The organism is Stappia sp. TSB10GB4 (assembly GCF_900185745.1).
In the GTDB taxonomy this organism is placed as follows: Bacteria; Pseudomonadota; Alphaproteobacteria; order Rhizobiales; family Stappiaceae; genus Stappia.
Genome location: NZ_FYAV01000041.1, coordinates 154,204 through 171,128, shown reverse-complemented (window position 1 = coordinate 171,128; position 16,925 = coordinate 154,204). Strand labels below are relative to the sequence as shown.

The window sequence follows — 16,925 nt, the reverse complement described above, 5'->3', positions numbered from 1 at the left end:
CGCATGTTCTGTCGCATCAAGGACTTCCGCCGCATCGCAACCCGCTACGATCGGCTCGCCCGGAACTTCCTCGCCGCCGTCTGCATCGCCGCAACAGTCAGCTACTGGTTATGAGTCTTGGCCCTAGTGGGTTCTGACCCCAGGCCGGCCGTCTTGCGACAATCCGCCTCCGCCGGCCGCGGGCGGGACGCGCGACGCGGCGGCTATGCAGCCGCCCCGGCTCGGGCCATAGTCGGACGATGAGACCTGCTCCCGGCATCGATCCGCTTGTGCGTGCCCGCCATCTGCGGCGCAACCGTCTGCACACGCTGCTGCTGGGGGCCGGCGCGGTGCTGCTGCTCACCCTGACCGCCTGGACGCTGGCCGGCCCCGACGGGGTGCTGTGGGCGGCGCTCGGCGGGGCGCTGTCGGTGCTGGTCGCGGCGCGCTTCTCCTCCGCGCTGGTGCTGCATCTCTACGGCGCGCGGGAGATGACGGCGGCCGCCTTTCCCGATGCGCATACGATCGTCCGGCTGCTGGCGCAGCGCGCCGGCCTGCCGCGCATGCCGAGGCTCTACCTGGTGCCGAGCCGGCTGGTGAACGCCTTCTCGACCGGCACCCGCGAGGACAGCGCCATCTGCCTCACCGAAGGGCTGCTGGTCCGCCTGACCCCGCGCGAATTCGTCGGCGTGATGGCGCATGAACTCGCGCATGTGGCGCATGGCGACATCCATGTCATGGCGATGGCCGACATGGTCGCCCGGATGACCGGCATCATGTCGCTGTTCGGCCTGGCCCTGGTTCTGGTCAACCTGCCCGAGGCGCTGGCCGGCGGCGCCGGCGTGCCCTGGGGCACGGTGCTGCTGCTGGTGGTGGCGCCGACGCTGGGGACGATGGTGCAGCTTGCCCTGTCGCGCACCCGCGAATTCGACGCCGATGTCGGCGCCGCCTCGCTGACCGGCGATCCGGACGGCCTTGCCAGCGCGCTGATGAAGCTGGAGCGCATTCACGGCCGCATGTGGGAGGCGGCGCTGCCGCAGGGCGCCCGCATCCCCGACCCCTCGGTCCTGCGCAGCCATCCGGAAACCGGCGAGCGGGTGCGGCGGTTGCGCGAATTGCGCGCGGTGCCGGAGGACTGGCTGCCGGTCGAGGCGATGCCGCATGTGGCGGGCCGCTCGCCGGTGCCCGACACCGGCGCGCCGCGCCGCCGGCTGAGCCGGTTCGGCACCTGGTACTGACGCGTCTGGCCGGGCCAGCCGCGCCTATTCCGGCAGGCCGAGGAAGCGGAACGGCTCGGCCTCGACAAAGTTCGCCGTGGCATCGCCCGAATGGATGTGCTGCTGGTCGGGGCCGAGATCGAGCCTGCGCACCGGCGCGCCTTGCGCAAAGTCGATCTGCTTCAGGTCGACCCAGAACGTGTTCGGGGTGAGGGCGGATTCGAAGAAATACAGCAGCCGCTGGTGGTCGACGACCGTGCGCCAGCGGGTGGAGGAGATGTTCGGCTGGTCCGGCGTGGTGATGCCGAAGGGCACCGACACGTTGCGGATGACGCTGAAGACGCTGGCGACCGCCCGGTTGGGATCCTCGGGCCGCGGGATCGCCTCGACATAGAAGCTCGCCCGCGCGAAGCGGTCGGCGGCGCGGTTGGTGCCGGGCAGGAACACGGTGCCGCCGATGCCGCGCCAGTATTCTGCGAGCGCCAACTGCTCGTCGAAGGTCGGCGAATTGGTCATCACCGTGTAGCGGCGGCCGTGATGGATGACCTGCCGGCCCTCGATATATTCGACGATGGCGCTGTCGCCGCTGGCATCCGACATCGACAGGTGCAGCGTCGCAAGCCGGTCCTCGCCGGGCACGCTGTCGGTGACGATGGTGAAGGGCTCCGTCTCCAGCACCGCGACCGCCTCGGCGACGCTGGCGAAATTGTCGAGCACATACTGGCCCCAGGCGGCGATGGTCAGGCCCGGGCGGTCACCGTTCAGCTCGGGATATTCGGACTCGGCCAACCAAAGGAGGTTGACGGCAAGGCCCTCCTCGTTGACCCCGTCCGTGGTCGATATGTCATAGCCCGAGGCGATGACGCTGCCGTATTTCGAGGTCCATTTCAGGGAGTTCGGCCCGGCCTCGCCGCTGCGCTCCATGCCGCGCGGCATCACCCACAGGTTGGTGGCGATCTCGGTCCTCCAGTCCATCGACCGGGCGGTGATCACCGTGTCGCCGGCGCCGTGATAGACGAGGCGGGTGCAGGCCTCGGCAAGGGCAACGCCGCCGGTGGCGATGAGCGCGGCGAGCGCGATACGCGCGCTGATGCGCGTGCCGAGGTGGCGGGCGCGGGCGGAAAACGGCGTGCGGGGCATGGGGGACCTTTCGGCGAGCCTTGTGAGGGGCGACTGCGCCGCCCCGAAACGGACGGCCGCCGCCATGGTAGAGGGCGGCGGCGGCGTCCGGCAAGCCGGTAAAATCTGCGGCTGCACGGGCGAGCGCCTATGGCGCGACGCAGGTCGCGGTCAGCCCGCCGTCCACCACCAGCTCCTGCGCCGTGATGTAGCGGGCCTCGTCCGAGGCGAGGAACAGCGCCGCATGGGCGGTGTCCCAGGCATCGCCCATGTGCCCCATGGGGCATTGCGCGTCACGCCGGGCGATCATCGCCTCCTCCCCGCCATAGGCGGCGGCGAGCGGCTTGCGGATCATCGGCGTGTTCATCAGCCCCGGCGACACGCAATTGGCGCGGATGCCGAGCGGGGCATATTGCAGGGCGATGTTGCGGGTGAGCCCGACGATCGCCGCCTTGGAGGCCGAATAGGCGGCATAGGGAAAGCCGATATAGCGGGAGGCGGCGATCGAGGCGACGTTGACGATGGCACCGCTTCGCTGGCGCTCCATCACCGGCAGCACATGCTTGCAGGTGAGGAAGACGCTGGTCTGGTTGACGGCGATCACCCGGTTCCAGCTCTCCTCGGAGGCCTCCACCGGCCCGCCGGTTTCCGAGATGCCGACATTGTTGTGCAGGATGTCGATGCGGCCGAAACGGGACAGGCAGGCCTCGACCATCGCCGCGACCTCGGCGGAGGACGAGACGTCGGCCTGCGCCGTTTCGCAGGTGCCGCCCTCCGAGCGGATGATGTCGCGCGTTTCCGCCGCCGCGCGCTCATTGCGGTCGACGGCAAGGATGCGCGCGCCGCTGCGCGCGAAAAGCACCGCCGCCGCCTTGCCGTTGCCCCAGCCTTCGCCCGAAGAGCCGGCGCCGACGACGAGGGCGACCTTGCCGGCCAGTCGGCCAGCCGAACTATCTGTCATGTGGAAACCGTCCGTTGTGCTGCCTTGCAATACGTGCCTTGACGTGAAAAGTCCGGGGCGGGCTCGGCCCGTCCCGGATCGCAAGGAAAGCCGGAGCGGAGGATCGCCGCCGCTCCGGCCGCTCGCGAAGGAGAGGCTATTCCGCCGCCTGGCGCAAGGACTGGGCGTAGCGGGCGAGGGCATCGTCCTCGACCGGCTCGATCGGCGTGAAATCGCGATGGGCGATATAGTCCGGCCGGGTCGGCTTGCGGATCGCATTGGAGACGGTGGAGAGCGTCAGGTAGACGATCTTGCGCGGATAGGGCGTGATGTTGCCCGACGAGCCGTGCACCAGGTTGCCGTGATGGATCAGCAACCCGCCCGCCTTGCCGGTCGGGGCGACGATCCCGCCCTTGGCCGCAAGCTCGGCGACCGTGTCGTTGTCGAGCGTCCACAGCCCGTAGCTGGTGGTCGTCGTGTCGTATTCCGACTTGAGCTGGCCGTGGGTGTGCGAGCCGGCGATCAGCATCAAGGGACCGTTGATCGGCAGCACGTCGTCGAGGAACACGGAGATGTTCATCGCCCGCGGCTCGGGCATGCCGTCATCCTTGTGCCAGGTCGGGAAGTCCTGGTGCCACTGCCAGACGTCGCCGGTGAAGGCGGCCTTCGCATTCACCTTGTACTGGTGCATGTACAGCTCTTCGCCGAAGATCTGGCGCACCGGCTCGATGAGGCGCGGATGGCGGCCGAGCAGGCGGAAGGCCTCGTTGTAGGTGTGGCAGGCGAAGGCCGTGCGCGGGGAGCCGTCCTTCTCGCGCCAGATTTCCTTGCGGTCCTCGTCGAAGATGCCATTGGCGGCGTCCCGCAGCACCTCGACCTCTTCGTGAGAGAAGGCCTCGGGCAGGAACAGGTATCCTTCCCGGTTGAACTCGTCGAGTTGCTCCTGTGTCAGTTTCATGTGGCGTTCCTCCTCTTCGCCACGGCGCTCAGGCCGTGTTCCTCAGCGTTCGCCCGGCGGTGAGACGGGCCTCCGTCTCCCGCCCGGCATTTTCCGCGTGGGCTCTTGCGGCCTCTTCCGCGGCCCTGTCGCCGGCCTCGATCAGGCGGGCGATCTCCCGATGCTGCTCCCACGCCGTCTCGCGGAAGCCGCCGATGTCGAGCACCAGCCGCATCGACCGCGTCATATGCGAGAACTGCGGCTCGAGCGTCTCGGCGATCCGGCGGTTGCCGGACATGACGATGACCTGGTTGTGAAAGGCGACGTCGAGCGAAATCCGCTCGGCGACCGGGGTGTCGCCGTCGAAGCGCTCGGCCTCCTTCAGGATTGCGGCGAGCCGGCGCAACTCCGCCTCAGGGACGGTGCCCTCGGCGACGCGGGCGGCGGCGAGCCCGGCGGCGAGCCCGTCCAGCGCCGCGCGCACCTGGTAGATCTGGCGCAGATGCACCGGATCGATTTCGGTGACCTTCAGCCCCTTGCGGCCGGTCTCCTCGACCAGCCCGTCGCGCTTCAGCAATTGCAGCGCATGGCTGACCGGCTGGCGCGACACGCCGAGCCGTTCGGCGAGCTCCGCCTGGCGGATACGCTCGCCCGGCGCAAGGTCCGCCAGCGCGATGGCCTGTCGCAGCCGGTCGTAGACGCGGTCCACCAGGATCGGGCTCTGGTCGATGAGTTCCATGGACATGCCTTGCTTCCCCCCCCTTGGCGTTCCCCCTTGGCGCCCCCCCTTGGCGCCTCAGTGCTGATGCGGTCGCCAGACCGCACCCGTCATCTCATCTCACGCCGAACGCCCGCCGGGCAACGGTTGCCCGGCAACGGTTACAAGGACTGCCGCGCCGCCGGACGCACCACGGGTAGAGTTCGGGAGGCCCGCATCGGGCACCCGGCGGCGCGGTCCTTGGGGACGGACCTGTCCCTGACACGGCGAAAGGCCGTGTCCTCCGCTGTCGCCGCGGCGGCCGCGCGTCCGGGATCCGCCCTGCCGGCGTGGGGGGCGGCTGGAGCGGAGCCGGACCGGCCGGCGGTCCGGCGATGGGGCCAACGGAGCCCGGTTGCCGGCAGGGCCGGCGAAATGGTTCGACGCTCTGGCTCGGGGCCGGCGCAAGACCGGCGGCGCTGCCGGATCGCGTGGAGCGGCGGGGCCGAAGGGGAGCGACGGTGCCCGCTAAAGGAATTCGGAATTCCAAATTCCGTTGATCTCAACCTGCCGCATCGGCGGTGGCCTGTCAACCAGATCGGAATTCGGAATTCCAAAAATTCGTGCAAGCCGCGTCCTCGGGCCTCCCCCGGCCGCGTCCTCGGGCCTCCCTCGGCCGCGCCCCGGCCGCCCACCTTTCCCTGCGTCATTCCGGGCAAGGCGAAGCCGCGACCCGGACCCGGCGAGCCGAGGCCTGTCGGACGTGCTCCCGAAAGCCCCGTGAGCGCCGCGGCTCCCCGATCCCGCATCTCCGCTTCGCTGCGTGCGAGATGACGCGGGGAGGGGGTGTGCGTCCTCTGCCGCCGCTCTGGAAATGAATAGCCCCCGGCTCTGCGGCTTCGCCTGCGGCCGGGGTGACCTCGGTGTGTGGGACAAGGCTCTCGCCTCCCTCTCGGCCGTCTTTCGCAACGCGGCGAGGAAAGCACGTCGTCCGCCCCGCCCGCAGGATGTCGTCGCGGCGCGGCGCGGGTGCGCCGTCCGGGAAGACGCGGGGATGACGGGGGCGGCGTGCAAGGGGCGGTGAACGCACGCCAGGCGGGTGTTTCGCGGTGCCGGGCGGCGCAACCTGAGGAAAGCTTCGCCGGCTTACAGACTTGACGGGGGTTGCGTTGTCATCCAGCCTTCACACAGGACGCATAACAGACATCCGGTCCCTAATGGATGCAGACCGCGCCCCAGTGGAGGAACGTAGATGACCATGCACCTGACGAAGCTCGCCGGCATGGCGAGCGTTGCCGCCCTGCTTGCCGGCCTGATGGCCGCCACTCCGGCACAGGCCGAGTTCAAGCTCGACAGCCGCTACACCGATGCCGACGGCGACATGATCGCCGACATTCCTTCCGATCCCGCCCAGCAGGTCGACCCCTCGACGCTGATCTTCGCCTATACCCCGGTCGAGGACCCGGCCGTCTATGCCGAGGCCTGGGCCGATTTCCTGGCTCATATGGAGACCGTCACCGGCAAGAAGGTGCAGTTCTTCCCGGTGCAGTCGAACGCCGCCCAGATCGAGGCGATGCGCGCCGGCCGCCTGCATATCGCCGGCTTCAACACCGGCTCCAACCCGCTCGCCGTCGCCTGCGCCGGCTTCCGCCCCTTCACCATGATGGCCAAGGCCGACGGCTCCTTCGGCTACGAGATGGAAATCATCACCTATCCGGGCTCGGGCATCGAGAAGGTCGAGGACATCAAGGGCAAGACGCTGGCCTTCACCTCCGAGACCTCGAATTCCGGCTACAAGGCGCCTTCCGCCCTGCTGCAGGCGGAATACGGCCTCGCCGCCGGCACCGACTACCAGCCCGCCTTCTCCGGCAAGCACGACAACTCGATCCTCGGCGTCGCCAACAAGGACTACCCGGCCGCCGCGATCGCCAATTCCATCATGCACCGCATGATCGAGCGCGAGGTGATCAAGCCGGAGCAGATCGTGACCATCTACAAGTCGCAGACCTTCCCGACCACCGGCTACGGCATCGCCCACAACCTCACGCCGGAACTGCAGGAGAAGATCAAGGAAGGCTTCTTCAGCTTCAAGTGGGAGGGCTCGTCGCTGGAGAAGGAGTTCTCCAAGTCGGGCGAGGCGCAGTTCATCCCGATCACCTTCAAGGACAACTGGTCCGTCATCCGTCAGATCGACGAGGCGAGCGGCGTGTCCTACAACTGCCAGTAAGTCTCTGGCCGGCCGGGCGCGGGGACCTGTCTCCGCGCCCGGCCCCGACATGACCGGCCTCCCGGCCCGACAGACCTGGCCCTCTCCCCGGATCCCCGCATGCTGACAGTCGACGCGCTTACCAAGACCTACAAGACCGGTGACAAGGCGCTGAGATCGGTCGGCTTCACGGTGCCCAAGGGGCAGGTGCTCGGCCTGATCGGCCCGTCCGGCGCCGGCAAGTCGACCCTCATCCGCTGCATCAACCGCCTGGTCGAGCCGACCGAGGGCCGGGTGCTTCTGGGGGACCTCGACATCACCGGCCTGCCCGCCGGCGAACTGCGCCGGGCGCGGCGGCGGATCGGCATGATCTTCCAGGAATACGCCCTGGTGGAGCGGCTGACGGTGATGGAGAACGTGCTGTCCGGCCGGCTCGGCTATGTCGGCTTCTGGCGCTCGTTCCTGCGCCGCTTTCCCGGCGAGGACGTGGAAAAAGCCTTCCGCCTGCTCGACCGGGTCGGTCTGATCGACCATGCCGACAAGCGCGCCGACGCCCTGTCGGGCGGCCAGCGCCAGCGGGTCGGCATCGCCCGCGCGCTCGCCCAGGATCCCGAACTGCTGCTGATCGACGAGCCGACCGCCTCGCTCGACCCCAAGACCTCGCGCCAGATCATGCGGCTGATCGTCGAGATCTGCGCCGAGCAGGACCTGCCGGCGATCATCAACATCCATGACGTGGTGCTGGCCCAGCAGTTCACCCAGCGCATCATCGGCCTGAAGGCCGGCGAGGTCGTGTTCGACGGCGCCCCCGAATTGCTCGACGAAAGCGTGCTCACCCGCATCTATGGCGAGGAGGACTGGACCGCCATGCGCCGCGCGGCGGAGGAGGACCACCATGCCGAGCGCGACGCGGCCGAGCGCATGGCCGGGATGGTCTGAGCCATGACCGCCACCGCCAAGGCCTATCCCCGCCGCTGGCGCCGCCCGGCGACGATGATCCCCGATCCGCGCTGGCGCTACGGGCTCTACGCCGCCATCCTCGTCTATCTGGTGCTGGCCGTCGGCTCGGTCGAGGTCAACTGGATGCGCGTGTGGGACGGGCTCGACCGCGGCTGGCGCTTCGTCCAGGGCTTCCTGCAGCCGGACTTCACCAGCCGCTGGAAGGACATCCGCGCCGGCATGATCGAGAGCCTGACCATGACGGTCACCTCGACAGTGGCCGGCGTGCTGATCTCCGTCCCCATCGGCATCGGCGCGGCGCGCAACATCGCCCCGCGCGCGGTCTATTACGTCTGCCGCGGCATCATCGCCGCGAGCCGCGCCCTGCAGGAGATCATCATTGCCATCCTGCTGGTGGCGATGTTCGGCTTCGGACCCTTTGCCGGCTTCCTGACCCTGTCCTTCGCCACCATCGGCTTCCTGGCGAAGCTGCTGGCCGAGGACATCGAGGACATCGACGAGGCCCAGGCCGAGGCGATCCGGGCCACCGGCGCCTCCTGGTGGCAACTGGTCAACTATGCGGTCCAGCCGCAGGTGATGCCGCGGCTGATCGGCCTGTCGCTTTACCGCTTCGACATCAACTTCCGCGAAAGCGCGGTGATCGGCATCGTCGGCGCCGGCGGCATCGGCGCGACGCTGAACACCGCCATCGACCGCTACGAATATGACAGCGCCGGCGCCATCCTCTTGATCATCATCGTCGTGGTGATGTTCGCGGAATATTCCTCCAGCCATATCCGCAAGTGGGTGCAGTGACATGCCGGTGACGCAAACCGAGAACGGCCCGGTCTGGCGCCTGCGCACCCCGCGCGCCCGTCTTGCCCTGTGGGCCGGCTGGTTCGCCCTGGTCGCCCTCACCGTCTGGTGCTGGCAGGTGATGACGAAGGACACGATCTGGCTCTTCGTCCTCGATGCGCCGCAACAGGCGGCCGACATCGGCTCGCGCATGTTCCCGCCGCGCCTTGCCTATATCGAGCGGCTGCTCTGGCCCTTGTGGGACACGATCAACATGGCGACGCTCGGCACCCTGCTCGGCGTCGTCATCGCCACGCCCATCGCCTTCCTGGCCGCGCGCAACACTTCGCCGAGCCTGCTGATCGCCCGGCCGATCGCGCTGTTCATCATCGTCGCCTCGCGCTCGATCAACTCGCTGATCTGGGCGCTGCTGCTGGTCTCGATCCTCGGCCCCGGCCTGCTCGCCGGCATCATCGCCATCGCCCTGCGCTCCATCGGCTTCGTCGGCAAGCTGCTCTACGAGGCGATCGAGGAGACGGAGGCGAGCCAGATCGAGGCGATCCAGGCGACCGGCGCCGGCGGCGCGCAACTGCTCAACTACGGCTACTGGCCGCAGATCGCGCCCGCCTTCTGGGGCATCTCGGTGTTCCGCTGGGACATCAACATCCGCGAGAGCGCGGTGCTCGGCCTCGTCGGCGCCGGCGGCCTCGGCCTGCAGCTCCAGGCCTCGCTCAACGTGCTGGCCTGGCCGCAGGTGACGACGATCCTCCTCGTCATCCTGGCGACGGTGGTGTTCAGCGAGTGGGTCTCGGCCAAGGTCCGCCACGCCATCATCTGACGGGGCTGCGGATCAGCTCCGCCGCTCCAGCGCCAGCCGCAGGCCGAAGCCGATCAGCACCGCGCCGGTCACCCCGTCGAGCGAGCGGGTCACCGCCGGGCGCTTGAGCAGGCCGGTGATCGGCCGCGTCGCCAGGGTCAGCAGCGCGAACCAGGCGATCCCCATCGCCGCGTGGATCGCGGCAAGGCCGACGCTGAAGGCGACCACCGGCACGCCCTCGGCGGTGAACTGCGGCAGGAAGCTGACATAGAACACGCCGACCTTCGGGTTGAGCAGGTTGGTCAGCAGCCCGCGCCAGTACCAGCCGCGGCCTCGGCCGCCGCCGGTTCCCCCCGCCCCCTTGGCGCTCGCCATCGCCGCCAGGTGCCGCGCCCGCTCCGGCGACAGCGCCGCGCGCAGCATGCCGATGCCGAGCCACAGCAGATAGACGGCGCCGGCGATCCGCAGCAGCAGATAGGCGGTCTCCGAAACCGCGAGCACCGCGCCGAGCCCGAGCGCGGCCATCAGCCCCCAGGCGAGAACGCCGGTCGAGACGCCGGCGCCGGCCAGCATCGCCTGTCCCGGTCCTTCCACCGCCGCCGTGCGCAGCACCAGGGCGGTGTCGAGGCCGGGCGTCAGCGTCAGCAGCGCGGCGGCAAGCGAGAAGGCGAGAACGGCGGAGAGCGGATCCATTGGCAGCATCCTGACGAGAGCGGTGCCCGCAAGGGCGGGGGCAGCCTCCGCAAGGGATCGCACGGCTCCGCCGGCCGGCCAAGTGCTTTCCTCTCAACCGGCGGTGAGGGGCTTTCACGTGCCCCGTGTCCCGTGTCCCGTGCCCCGTGCCCCGTGTCCCGTGTCCTGGGGCCTGCCGCGCCGCGGGCCTGACGAGGGCCTTAGGTATTTTCGCGTATTGCTCTTGCGGAGGCCGGGGGCGGATGCTGCTCTCTCATCAAAGCCCGCCGACCGACGGGCCCCCCGACATATGAGATCCGCGATGACCGCCACCGGACAGGATGCGCGCAAGCCCTCCGCGCATCGTCCCCACTCCCAATCCGCCGCACCCGATCCGGCGGCCCTGTTCACCCCCAAGCTCGTCACCGTGTTCCGGGAGGGCTATGGCCTTGCCGCGCTCAGGGCCGATGCGATCGCCGGCCTGACCGTCGCCATCGTCGCGCTGCCGCTGTCCATGGCGATCGCCATCGCCTCCGGCGTCGCCCCGGCGCAGGGGCTCTACACCGCCATCGTCGGCGGCTTCCTGGTCTCGGCGCTGGGCGGCAGCCGCTTCCAGATCGGCGGCCCGGCCGGGGCCTTCATCGTGCTGGTCGCCGCGACGGTGATGCAGCACGGGGTCGAGGGGCTGATCCTTGCGACCTTCCTGTCCGGCCTGATCCTGATCGGCGTCGGCGCGCTGCGGCTCGGCACCTATATCAAGTTCATCCCCTGGCCGGTGACGGTCGGCTTCACCGCCGGCATCGCCGTCATCATCCTCGCCTCGCAGGTGAAGGATCTCTTCGGCTTGACGCTGGACGGGCCGGAACCGGGCCCCTTGCTGGAAAAGCTGCCGGTGCTGTGGCGGGCGCTGCCCGGTTTCGAGCCGGCCGCAGCCTTGCTCGCCGGCGGCACGATCGCGGTCATTCTCGGGCTGAAGCGCTGGCGGCCGCACTGGCCGGGCCTGCTCATCGCCGTCACCCTCGCCTCGCTGGTCACCTGGGCGGCGGGCCTGCCGGTCGACACCATCGGCTCGCGCTTCGGCGGCATTCCGAGCGGATTGCCGGTGCCCGCCCTGCCGGACATCTCCTTCGAGCGGATCGTCGCGGTGCTGCCGGCGGCGGTCTCCTTCGCCCTGCTCGGCGCGATCGAATCGCTGCTCTCCGCCGTGGTCGCCGACGGCATGACCGGCCGCCGTCACCGGTCGAATTGCGAGCTGGTCGGCCAGGGCGTCGCCAATATGGGCTCGGCGCTGTTCGGCGGCTTCTGCGTCACCGGCACCATCGCCCGCACCGCAACCAATGTCCGCGCCGGCGCCATCGGCCCGGTCGCCGGCATGCTGCACGCCCTGTTCCTGCTCGCCTTCATGCTGCTGGCGGCGCCGCTCGCCTCCTACATCCCGCTGGCGAGCCTTGCCGGCCTTTTGGCGGTGGTCGCCTGGAACATGGCCGAACGCCATGCCATCACCATGCTGCTGCGCACCTCGCGCGGCGAGACGCTGGTCTTCGCCGTCACCTTCCTGCTGACCATCTTCCGCGACCTGACCGAGGCCATCGTCACCGGTTTCGCGCTCGGCTCGGTCCTGTTCATCCACCGCATGTCGCAGATCGCCGGGGTTCGCCGGCTGCCGCTGGTTTCGGAGGACCAGGCGGACACCAGCGCCGACGGCGGCCTGCCCTATGACGGGGCGGCGGCCGACCCGCAGGTGGTCGTCTACCGCATCACCGGCGTGTTCTTCTTCGGCGCGGCCGCGTCGATCGGCTCGGTGCTGGAGCGCATCGCCGACACCCACCGGGCGCTGGTCATCGACTTCTCGGCGGTGCCCTTCCTCGATTCGACCGCGGCCAATACGGTGGCAGGCCTTGTCGACAAGGCGACACGGCGGGGCATCAACGTGGTGCTGTGCGGTCTGGAGAAGGGATTGCGCCGCCCGCTGGTGGCGCAGGGACTGGTGCCGCCGAAGGTGACGTTCGCCGCCGATGTCGAGGCGGCGATGGCGGCCCTGCGGGCCGTGCCTCAGGCGGAGGTGCGGCGGTAGACCCACACCCGCGCGGGCGGCAGGTTCTTGAGGATCCAGCCGCTGCGCTGCACCGAGAAGACGCGCGGCTCCGGCGCCACCGGCGGCACCAGGGCATAGGAGAACTGGATGAACGGGGCGCCGGGCTGCAGCAGATCGAAGGCCTGCATCAACAGCGCCCGGCGCTCTTCCCGGGGGCGCGAGAACAGCGGCATGGACGAGACGATGCTGGCGAGCGTGCCCGGCTCGACATCGGCCAGCGTCTCGCGCAGCCGGTAGGCGTCGCCGCGCACGATCCTCATGTCGGGATAGCGGCGGGCGAGCAGGCGGCAGAAATCCTCGCTGTATTCCAGCGCGATCACGCGGTCCTGGGCGATGCCGCGTTCGAGAATGGCATGGGTGACGACGCCGGTGCCGGGGCCGAGTTCCAGCACCGGGCCGGGGCGCTCGGCCTCCACGAAGCTTGCCATGCGGCGCGACAGATCGGGTCCGGAGGGGCTGACCGCCCCGGTGGTGAGCGGTTTTTCCGCCCAGCTTCGGATGAAGCGCAGCTCGTCGGCGACCTTGGTGGACAGGCCTTTGACCTTGCGCGCGGGCGTGCTGAGCATGCTGAAATCCATCCCTTTCGAAACCCGGAGGCGGGCCTGCACCCTGCTCCACCCGCCAAGGTGGTCCCCGGCCGTGGTGAAATCAAGGCAGGAAGCGGTCCTGACCCTGGTTCGTGTCCGCCGCAATCGGCCGCATGAAGACGAAGGCCAGCTTGTTGCCGTCGGGATCGCGCGCATAGCCGCCGAAGAACGCCGGCCCGTATTGCGGGCGCGGGCCCGGCGCGCCTTCGTCGCTGCCGCCATGGGCAAGGGCCGCGGCATGGAGCTGCCGGACCATCGCCTCGCAGGAGGCGCGCAGCGCCAGCATCGCGCCGTTGCCGACCGAGGCCTCCCGGCCGTCGAACGGCGCGCCGACCACCAGCGCGCCGTGCGCCGGATCGTCGAACGAGCCCCAGGCCGCGCCGGTCTCGCCGCTCCAGCAGCGCGGCTCGCCGAGGATCGCCATCAGCGCGTCATAGAAGCGGATCGACCGGGCCAGATCGCTTGTCCCGAGTGTCGCATAGGAGAACATCGTCCCTCCGTTCCGTGCCCCCTCGGATCGCCCCGGTTGCGACCCTCACTTGCCGAGCGTGTCGAGGAAGTCCTTCACCCGCGCGAAGAAGCCATGCGACTCGGGATGGGTCTCGCCGGAGGATTCCTGCTCGAACTCGGCCAGCAGCTCGCGCTGGCGGCGGGTCAGGTTGGTCGGCGTCTCCACCGTCACCTGGATATAGGCATCGCCGAGCTGCTGCGAGCGCATCACCGGCATGCCCTTGCCCTTGAGGCGGAACTGCTTGCCGGTCTGGGTGCCCTCCGGCACCTTGACCCGCATGGTCTCGCCGCCGAGCGTCGGCACCTCGAACTGGCCGCCGAGCGCGGCCGTCGTCATCGACACCGGCACCCGGCAATAGAGGTCCGCCCCGTCGCGCTGGAAGAAGGCGTGCGGGCGGATCGACAGGAAGATGTAGAGATCGCCGGACGGGCCGCCGCGCAGGCCGGCCTCGCCCTCGCCGCCGAGGCGGATGCGGGTGCCGTCCTCGATGCCGGCGGGAATGTTCACCGACAGGGTGCGGTTGACGGTCTTGCGGCCGGCGCCATGGCAGTCGGGGCAGGGGTCGGAGATCACCTGGCCGCGGCCCTGGCAGGCGGTGCAGGTGCGCTCCAGCGTGAAGAAGCCCTGCGAGGCGCGCACCCGGCCCGAGCCGTTGCACACGCGGCAGATGGTCGGGGCGCTGCCGGGCTTGGCGCCGGAGCCGGAACAGGTCTCGCAGGTGATCGAGGTCGGCACCTCGATCTCCACCGTCTTGCCGGCAAAGGCCTCTTCCAGCGAGATTTCGAGGTTGTAGCGCAGGTCCGCGCCGCGATCGCGGCCGCCGCGCCGCCCGCCGGACATGCCGAAGAACTCGTCGAAAATATCGGACATGGCCGAGGCGAAGTCGCCGGGGCCGCCGCCGCGCCCGCCGCCGAAGCCGCCATTCTCGAAGGCGGCATGGCCGAAGCGGTCATAGGCGGCGCGCTTCTGCTCGTCCTTCAGCGTGTCATAGGCTTCGCTGACCTCCTTGAAGCGGTTCTCCGCCTCCGCGTCGCCCGGATTGCGGTCCGGGTGATACTGCATGGCCAGCTTGCGATAGGCGCTCTTCAGCACCGTGCCGTCCGCGTCGCGGGCAACGCCGAGGACTTCGTAATAGTCGCGCTTTTCCATCAGGATGTTCCGTCACGTCGCCCCGCCATGACGGCACGGGGAGCGGCGCCGGGCGGTGGCGCGAGGGGCGCCGCAAGGGGGTGGAGGATCGGCTGCCTCATATCCGGATGTCACTCTCCAGCGTCTGGGTCGCGCCGGCCTGGGCGCCAGCGGGGGAACTCGGCCGCTCCGCGCGGCGGAACGGGGATCAAACACGGACAAGGGCAGCCGGACGAAAGGCCCGCTGCCCTTACCCGCTCCTTGGCGGCCGGAACCATGCCGTTCCGGCAGGCCGGCGGCGCGGCGCGTCCCGACACCGGGGGCCGCGTCGCCGCTCAGTCAGGTCAGGCGGACTTCTTGTCGTCCTCGTCGCGCACTTCCTCGAAGTCCGCGTCGACCACGTCGTCATCCGCCCTGGAGGCGTCGTCGCCGGCAGCGCTCTCGCCGGCGTCCTCGGCCGCCTGGGCCGCCTTGTACATCGCCTCGCCGAGCTTCATCGAGGCTTCGGCCAGCGCCTGGGTCTTGGCCTGGATATCCTCCAGGTTCTCGCCCTCCAGCGCCGACTTCAGATTGGCCATGGCCGTCTCGATGGCACCCTTCTCGTCGGCCGAGACCTTGTCGCCATAGTCCTTCAGCGACTTCTCGGTCGAGTGGACGAGCGCCTCGCCCTGGTTCTTCGCCTCGACGAGCGCCTTGCGCTTCTTGTCCTCGTCGGCATGCGCCTCGGCGTCCTTGACCATCTTCTCGATGTCGGCGTCGCTGAGGCCGCCCGAGGCCTGGATGCGGATCTGCTGCTCCTTGCCGGTGCCCTTGTCGCGCGCCGACACGTTGACGATGCCGTTGGCGTCGATGTCGAAGGTCACCTCGACCTGCGGCACGCCGCGCGGCGCCGGCGGAATGCCGACCAGGTCGAACTGGCCGAGCATCTTGTTGTCCGCCGCCATCTCGCGCTCGCCCTGGAACACCCGGATCGTCACGGCGGTCTGGTTGTCCTCGGCGGTGGAGAAGGTCTGGCTCTTCTTGGTCGGGATCGTCGTGTTGCGATCGATCAGGCGGGTGAAGACGCCGCCCAGCGTCTCGATGCCGAGCGACAGCGGGGTCACGTCGAGCAGCAGCACGTCCTTGACGTCGCCCTGCAGCACGCCGGCCTGGATCGCCGCGCCCATGGCCACGACCTCGTCCGGGTTGACGCCCTTGTGCGGCTCCTTGCCGAAGAAGGTGGTGACGACCTCCTGGATCTTCGGCATGCGGGTCATGCCGCCGACAAGGACGACCTCGTCGATCTGCCCGGCGACGATGCCGGCATCCTTGAGCGCGGCCTTGCACGGCTCGATCGTGCGCTGGACGAGATCCTCGACAAGGCTCTCGAACTTGGCGCGGGTCAGCTTCATCGTCAGGTGCTTCGGCCCGGAGGCGTCGGCGGTGATGAAGGGCAGGTTGATCTCGGTCTGCGACGAGGAGGACAGCTCGATCTTGGCCTTCTCGGCCGCCTCCTTGAGGCGCTGCAGCGCGAGCTTGTCGTTCTTCAGGTCGATGCCCTGGTCCTTCTTGAACTCCGAGGCGAAGTAGTCGACGAGGCGCATGTCGAAGTCCTCGCCGCCGAGGAACGTGTCGCCATTGGTCGACTTCACCTCGAAGACGCCGTCGCCGATCTCCAGGATCGACACGTCGAAGGTGCCGCCGCCGAGGTCATAGACCGCGATGGTCTTGCCGTCGTTCTTGTCGAGGCCGTAGGCGAGAGCTGCCGCCGTCGGCTCGTTGATGATGCGCAGCACCTCGAGACCGGCGATCTTGCCGGCGTCCTTGGTGGCCTGGCGCTGGGCGTCGTTGAAATAGGCCGGAACGGTGATCACCGCCTGCTCGACCTTCTCGCCGAGATAGCTCTCGGCGGTTTCCTTCATCTTCTGCAGGATGAAGGCGGACACCTGCGAGGGAGAATATTTCTCGCCGCTCGCCTCGACCCAGGCATCGCCATTGTCGGCGCGCACGATGTTGTAGGGGACGAGCTTCTTGTCCTTCTCGACGGTCGGGTCCTCGTAGCGGCGGCCGATCAGGCGCTTCACCGCGAACAGCGTGCCGGTCGGGTTCGTCACCGCCTGGCGCTTGGCCGGCTGGCCGACGAGCCGCTCGCCGTCGTCGTTGAAGGCGACCATGGACGGGGTCGTCCGCGCGCCTTCGGAATTCTCGATCACCTTGGGATTTTTGCCGTCCATGACGGCGATGCACGAATTGGTCGTGCCGAGGTCGATACCGATGACCTTTGCCATATTGCCCTCTCTTTCCAGC

General features: G+C 69.1%; 15 protein-coding genes and 1 pseudogene. 7 read left to right on the top strand and 9 right to left on the bottom strand.

Annotation, left to right across the window (positions count from 1 at the left end):
* Both TSB10GB4_RS09020 and TSB10GB4_RS09015 read left to right on the top strand, forming a co-directional pair.
* Nucleotides 1-114 (top strand): annotated as a pseudogene (locus TSB10GB4_RS09020) (IS5/IS1182 family transposase); the annotation flags it as partial.
* 125 nt (nt 115-239) lie between these two features.
* Nucleotides 240-1,217 carry a zinc metalloprotease HtpX gene (locus TSB10GB4_RS09015; protein ID WP_186395465.1) on the top strand — a complete coding sequence of 326 codons (978 nt, stop codon included), beginning with the start codon at nt 240-242 and terminating at the stop codon, nt 1,215-1,217.
* A 24-nt stretch (nt 1,218-1,241) separates the two neighbouring features.
* On the opposite strand, the gene TSB10GB4_RS09010 is transcribed toward TSB10GB4_RS09015, so the two are convergent.
* The 4 genes from TSB10GB4_RS09010 to TSB10GB4_RS08995 form a co-directional block, all read right to left on the bottom strand.
* Nucleotides 1,242-2,336 (bottom strand): linear amide C-N hydrolase, encoded by a 1,095-nt coding sequence (locus TSB10GB4_RS09010; protein ID WP_186395464.1) that lies wholly within the window; start codon nt 2,334-2,336, stop codon nt 1,242-1,244.
* Nucleotides 2,337-2,463: 127 nt separating this feature from the next.
* Nucleotides 2,464-3,276: an SDR family NAD(P)-dependent oxidoreductase gene (locus TSB10GB4_RS09005; RefSeq protein WP_186395463.1), complete on the bottom strand. Its 813-nt coding sequence runs from the start codon at nt 3,274-3,276 to the stop codon at nt 2,464-2,466.
* Between the two features lie 136 nt (nt 3,277-3,412).
* On the bottom strand, nt 3,413-4,213 hold the full coding sequence (locus tag TSB10GB4_RS09000; protein ID WP_186395462.1) for a phytanoyl-CoA dioxygenase family protein: 801 nt from the start codon (nt 4,211-4,213) through the stop codon (nt 3,413-3,415).
* 28 nt (nt 4,214-4,241) lie between these two features.
* Nucleotides 4,242-4,937 (bottom strand): GntR family transcriptional regulator, encoded by a 696-nt coding sequence (locus tag TSB10GB4_RS08995; RefSeq protein WP_244570861.1) that lies wholly within the window; start codon nt 4,935-4,937, stop codon nt 4,242-4,244.
* 1,234 nt (nt 4,938-6,171) lie between these two features.
* Between TSB10GB4_RS08995 and phnD the strand changes: the two genes are divergently transcribed.
* The 4 genes from phnD to phnE (TSB10GB4_RS08975) all read left to right on the top strand — a co-directional run bounded on the left by phnD (nt 6,172) and on the right by phnE (TSB10GB4_RS08975) (nt 9,667).
* The gene (gene phnD, locus TSB10GB4_RS08990; RefSeq protein WP_186395474.1) at nt 6,172-7,116 is read left to right on the top strand and encodes a phosphate/phosphite/phosphonate ABC transporter substrate-binding protein; all 945 of its coding nucleotides are present in this window, start codon (nt 6,172-6,174) and stop codon (nt 7,114-7,116) included.
* 99 nt (nt 7,117-7,215) lie between these two features.
* Nucleotides 7,216-8,034: a phosphonate ABC transporter ATP-binding protein gene (phnC, locus tag TSB10GB4_RS08985; RefSeq protein ID WP_186395461.1), complete on the top strand. Its 819-nt coding sequence runs from the start codon at nt 7,216-7,218 to the stop codon at nt 8,032-8,034.
* A 3-nt stretch (nt 8,035-8,037) separates the two neighbouring features.
* Nucleotides 8,038-8,850 carry a phosphonate ABC transporter, permease protein PhnE gene (phnE, locus tag TSB10GB4_RS08980; protein WP_186395460.1) on the top strand — a complete coding sequence of 271 codons (813 nt, stop codon included), beginning with the start codon at nt 8,038-8,040 and terminating at the stop codon, nt 8,848-8,850.
* A 1-nt stretch (nt 8,851) separates the two neighbouring features.
* Nucleotides 8,852-9,667, top strand: a complete 816-nt coding sequence (gene phnE / locus TSB10GB4_RS08975; protein ID WP_186395459.1) for a phosphonate ABC transporter, permease protein PhnE — start codon at nt 8,852-8,854, stop codon at nt 9,665-9,667.
* A gap of 12 nt (nt 9,668-9,679) precedes the next feature.
* Here phnE (TSB10GB4_RS08975) and TSB10GB4_RS08970 read toward each other — a convergent pair whose 3' ends face one another.
* Nucleotides 9,680-10,339 (bottom strand): LysE family translocator, encoded by a 660-nt coding sequence (locus tag TSB10GB4_RS08970; RefSeq protein WP_186395458.1) that lies wholly within the window; start codon nt 10,337-10,339, stop codon nt 9,680-9,682.
* 301 nt (nt 10,340-10,640) lie between these two features.
* Between TSB10GB4_RS08970 and TSB10GB4_RS08965 the strand changes: the two genes are divergently transcribed.
* Entirely contained in the window at nt 10,641-12,392 is a 1,752-nt protein-coding gene (locus TSB10GB4_RS08965; protein WP_186388547.1) for a SulP family inorganic anion transporter, read from the top strand.
* On the opposite strand, the gene TSB10GB4_RS08960 is transcribed toward TSB10GB4_RS08965, so the two are convergent.
* The 4 genes from TSB10GB4_RS08960 to dnaK all read right to left on the bottom strand — a co-directional run bounded on the left by TSB10GB4_RS08960 (nt 12,371) and on the right by dnaK (nt 16,906).
* Nucleotides 12,371-12,979, bottom strand: coding sequence for a class I SAM-dependent methyltransferase (locus TSB10GB4_RS08960; RefSeq protein ID WP_186388548.1), 609 nt, complete (start codon nt 12,977-12,979; stop codon nt 12,371-12,373). The genes TSB10GB4_RS08965 and TSB10GB4_RS08960 overlap by 22 nt on opposite strands.
* A gap of 82 nt (nt 12,980-13,061) precedes the next feature.
* Nucleotides 13,062-13,490 (bottom strand): VOC family protein, encoded by a 429-nt coding sequence (locus TSB10GB4_RS08955; RefSeq protein WP_186388549.1) that lies wholly within the window; start codon nt 13,488-13,490, stop codon nt 13,062-13,064.
* 45 nt (nt 13,491-13,535) lie between these two features.
* Complete coding sequence (gene dnaJ / locus TSB10GB4_RS08950) at nt 13,536-14,660, bottom strand: molecular chaperone DnaJ (protein ID WP_186395457.1); 1,125 nt, start codon at nt 14,658-14,660, stop codon at nt 13,536-13,538.
* A gap of 323 nt (nt 14,661-14,983) precedes the next feature.
* Entirely contained in the window at nt 14,984-16,906 is a 1,923-nt protein-coding gene (dnaK, locus tag TSB10GB4_RS08945) for a molecular chaperone DnaK (protein WP_186395456.1), read from the bottom strand.
* Nucleotides 16,907-16,925 lie beyond the last annotated feature (19 nt).

Bases quoted from the DNA above. Each gene is read 5' to 3' on its own strand.
- TSB10GB4_RS09015 (WP_186395465.1), top strand. From the start codon at position 240: ATGAGACCTGCTCCCGGCATCGATCCGCTTGTGCGTGCCCGCCATCTG.
- TSB10GB4_RS08970 (WP_186395458.1), bottom strand. From the start codon at position 10,339: ATGGATCCGCTCTCCGCCGTTCTCGCCTTCTCGCTTGCCGCCGCGCTG.
- TSB10GB4_RS09000 (WP_186395462.1), bottom strand. From the start codon at position 4,213: ATGAAACTGACACAGGAGCAACTCGACGAGTTCAACCGGGAAGGATAC.
- TSB10GB4_RS08955 (WP_186388549.1), bottom strand. From the start codon at position 13,490: ATGTTCTCCTATGCGACACTCGGGACAAGCGATCTGGCCCGGTCGATC.
- phnC (WP_186395461.1), top strand. From the start codon at position 7,216: ATGCTGACAGTCGACGCGCTTACCAAGACCTACAAGACCGGTGACAAG.
- TSB10GB4_RS08965 (WP_186388547.1), top strand. From the start codon at position 10,641: ATGACCGCCACCGGACAGGATGCGCGCAAGCCCTCCGCGCATCGTCCC.
- TSB10GB4_RS09005 (WP_186395463.1), bottom strand. From the start codon at position 3,276: ATGACAGATAGTTCGGCTGGCCGACTGGCCGGCAAGGTCGCCCTCGTC.
- phnE (WP_186395460.1), top strand. From the start codon at position 8,038: ATGACCGCCACCGCCAAGGCCTATCCCCGCCGCTGGCGCCGCCCGGCG.
- dnaK (WP_186395456.1), bottom strand. From the start codon at position 16,906: ATGGCAAAGGTCATCGGTATCGACCTCGGCACGACCAATTCGTGCATC.
- dnaJ (WP_186395457.1), bottom strand. From the start codon at position 14,660: ATGGAAAAGCGCGACTATTACGAAGTCCTCGGCGTTGCCCGCGACGCG.
- phnE (WP_186395459.1), top strand. From the start codon at position 8,852: ATGCCGGTGACGCAAACCGAGAACGGCCCGGTCTGGCGCCTGCGCACC.
- TSB10GB4_RS08960 (WP_186388548.1), bottom strand. From the start codon at position 12,979: ATGCTCAGCACGCCCGCGCGCAAGGTCAAAGGCCTGTCCACCAAGGTC.
- phnD (WP_186395474.1), top strand. From the start codon at position 6,172: ATGGCGAGCGTTGCCGCCCTGCTTGCCGGCCTGATGGCCGCCACTCCG.
- TSB10GB4_RS09010 (WP_186395464.1), bottom strand. From the start codon at position 2,336: ATGCCCCGCACGCCGTTTTCCGCCCGCGCCCGCCACCTCGGCACGCGC.
- TSB10GB4_RS08995 (WP_244570861.1), bottom strand. From the start codon at position 4,937: ATGTCCATGGAACTCATCGACCAGAGCCCGATCCTGGTGGACCGCGTC.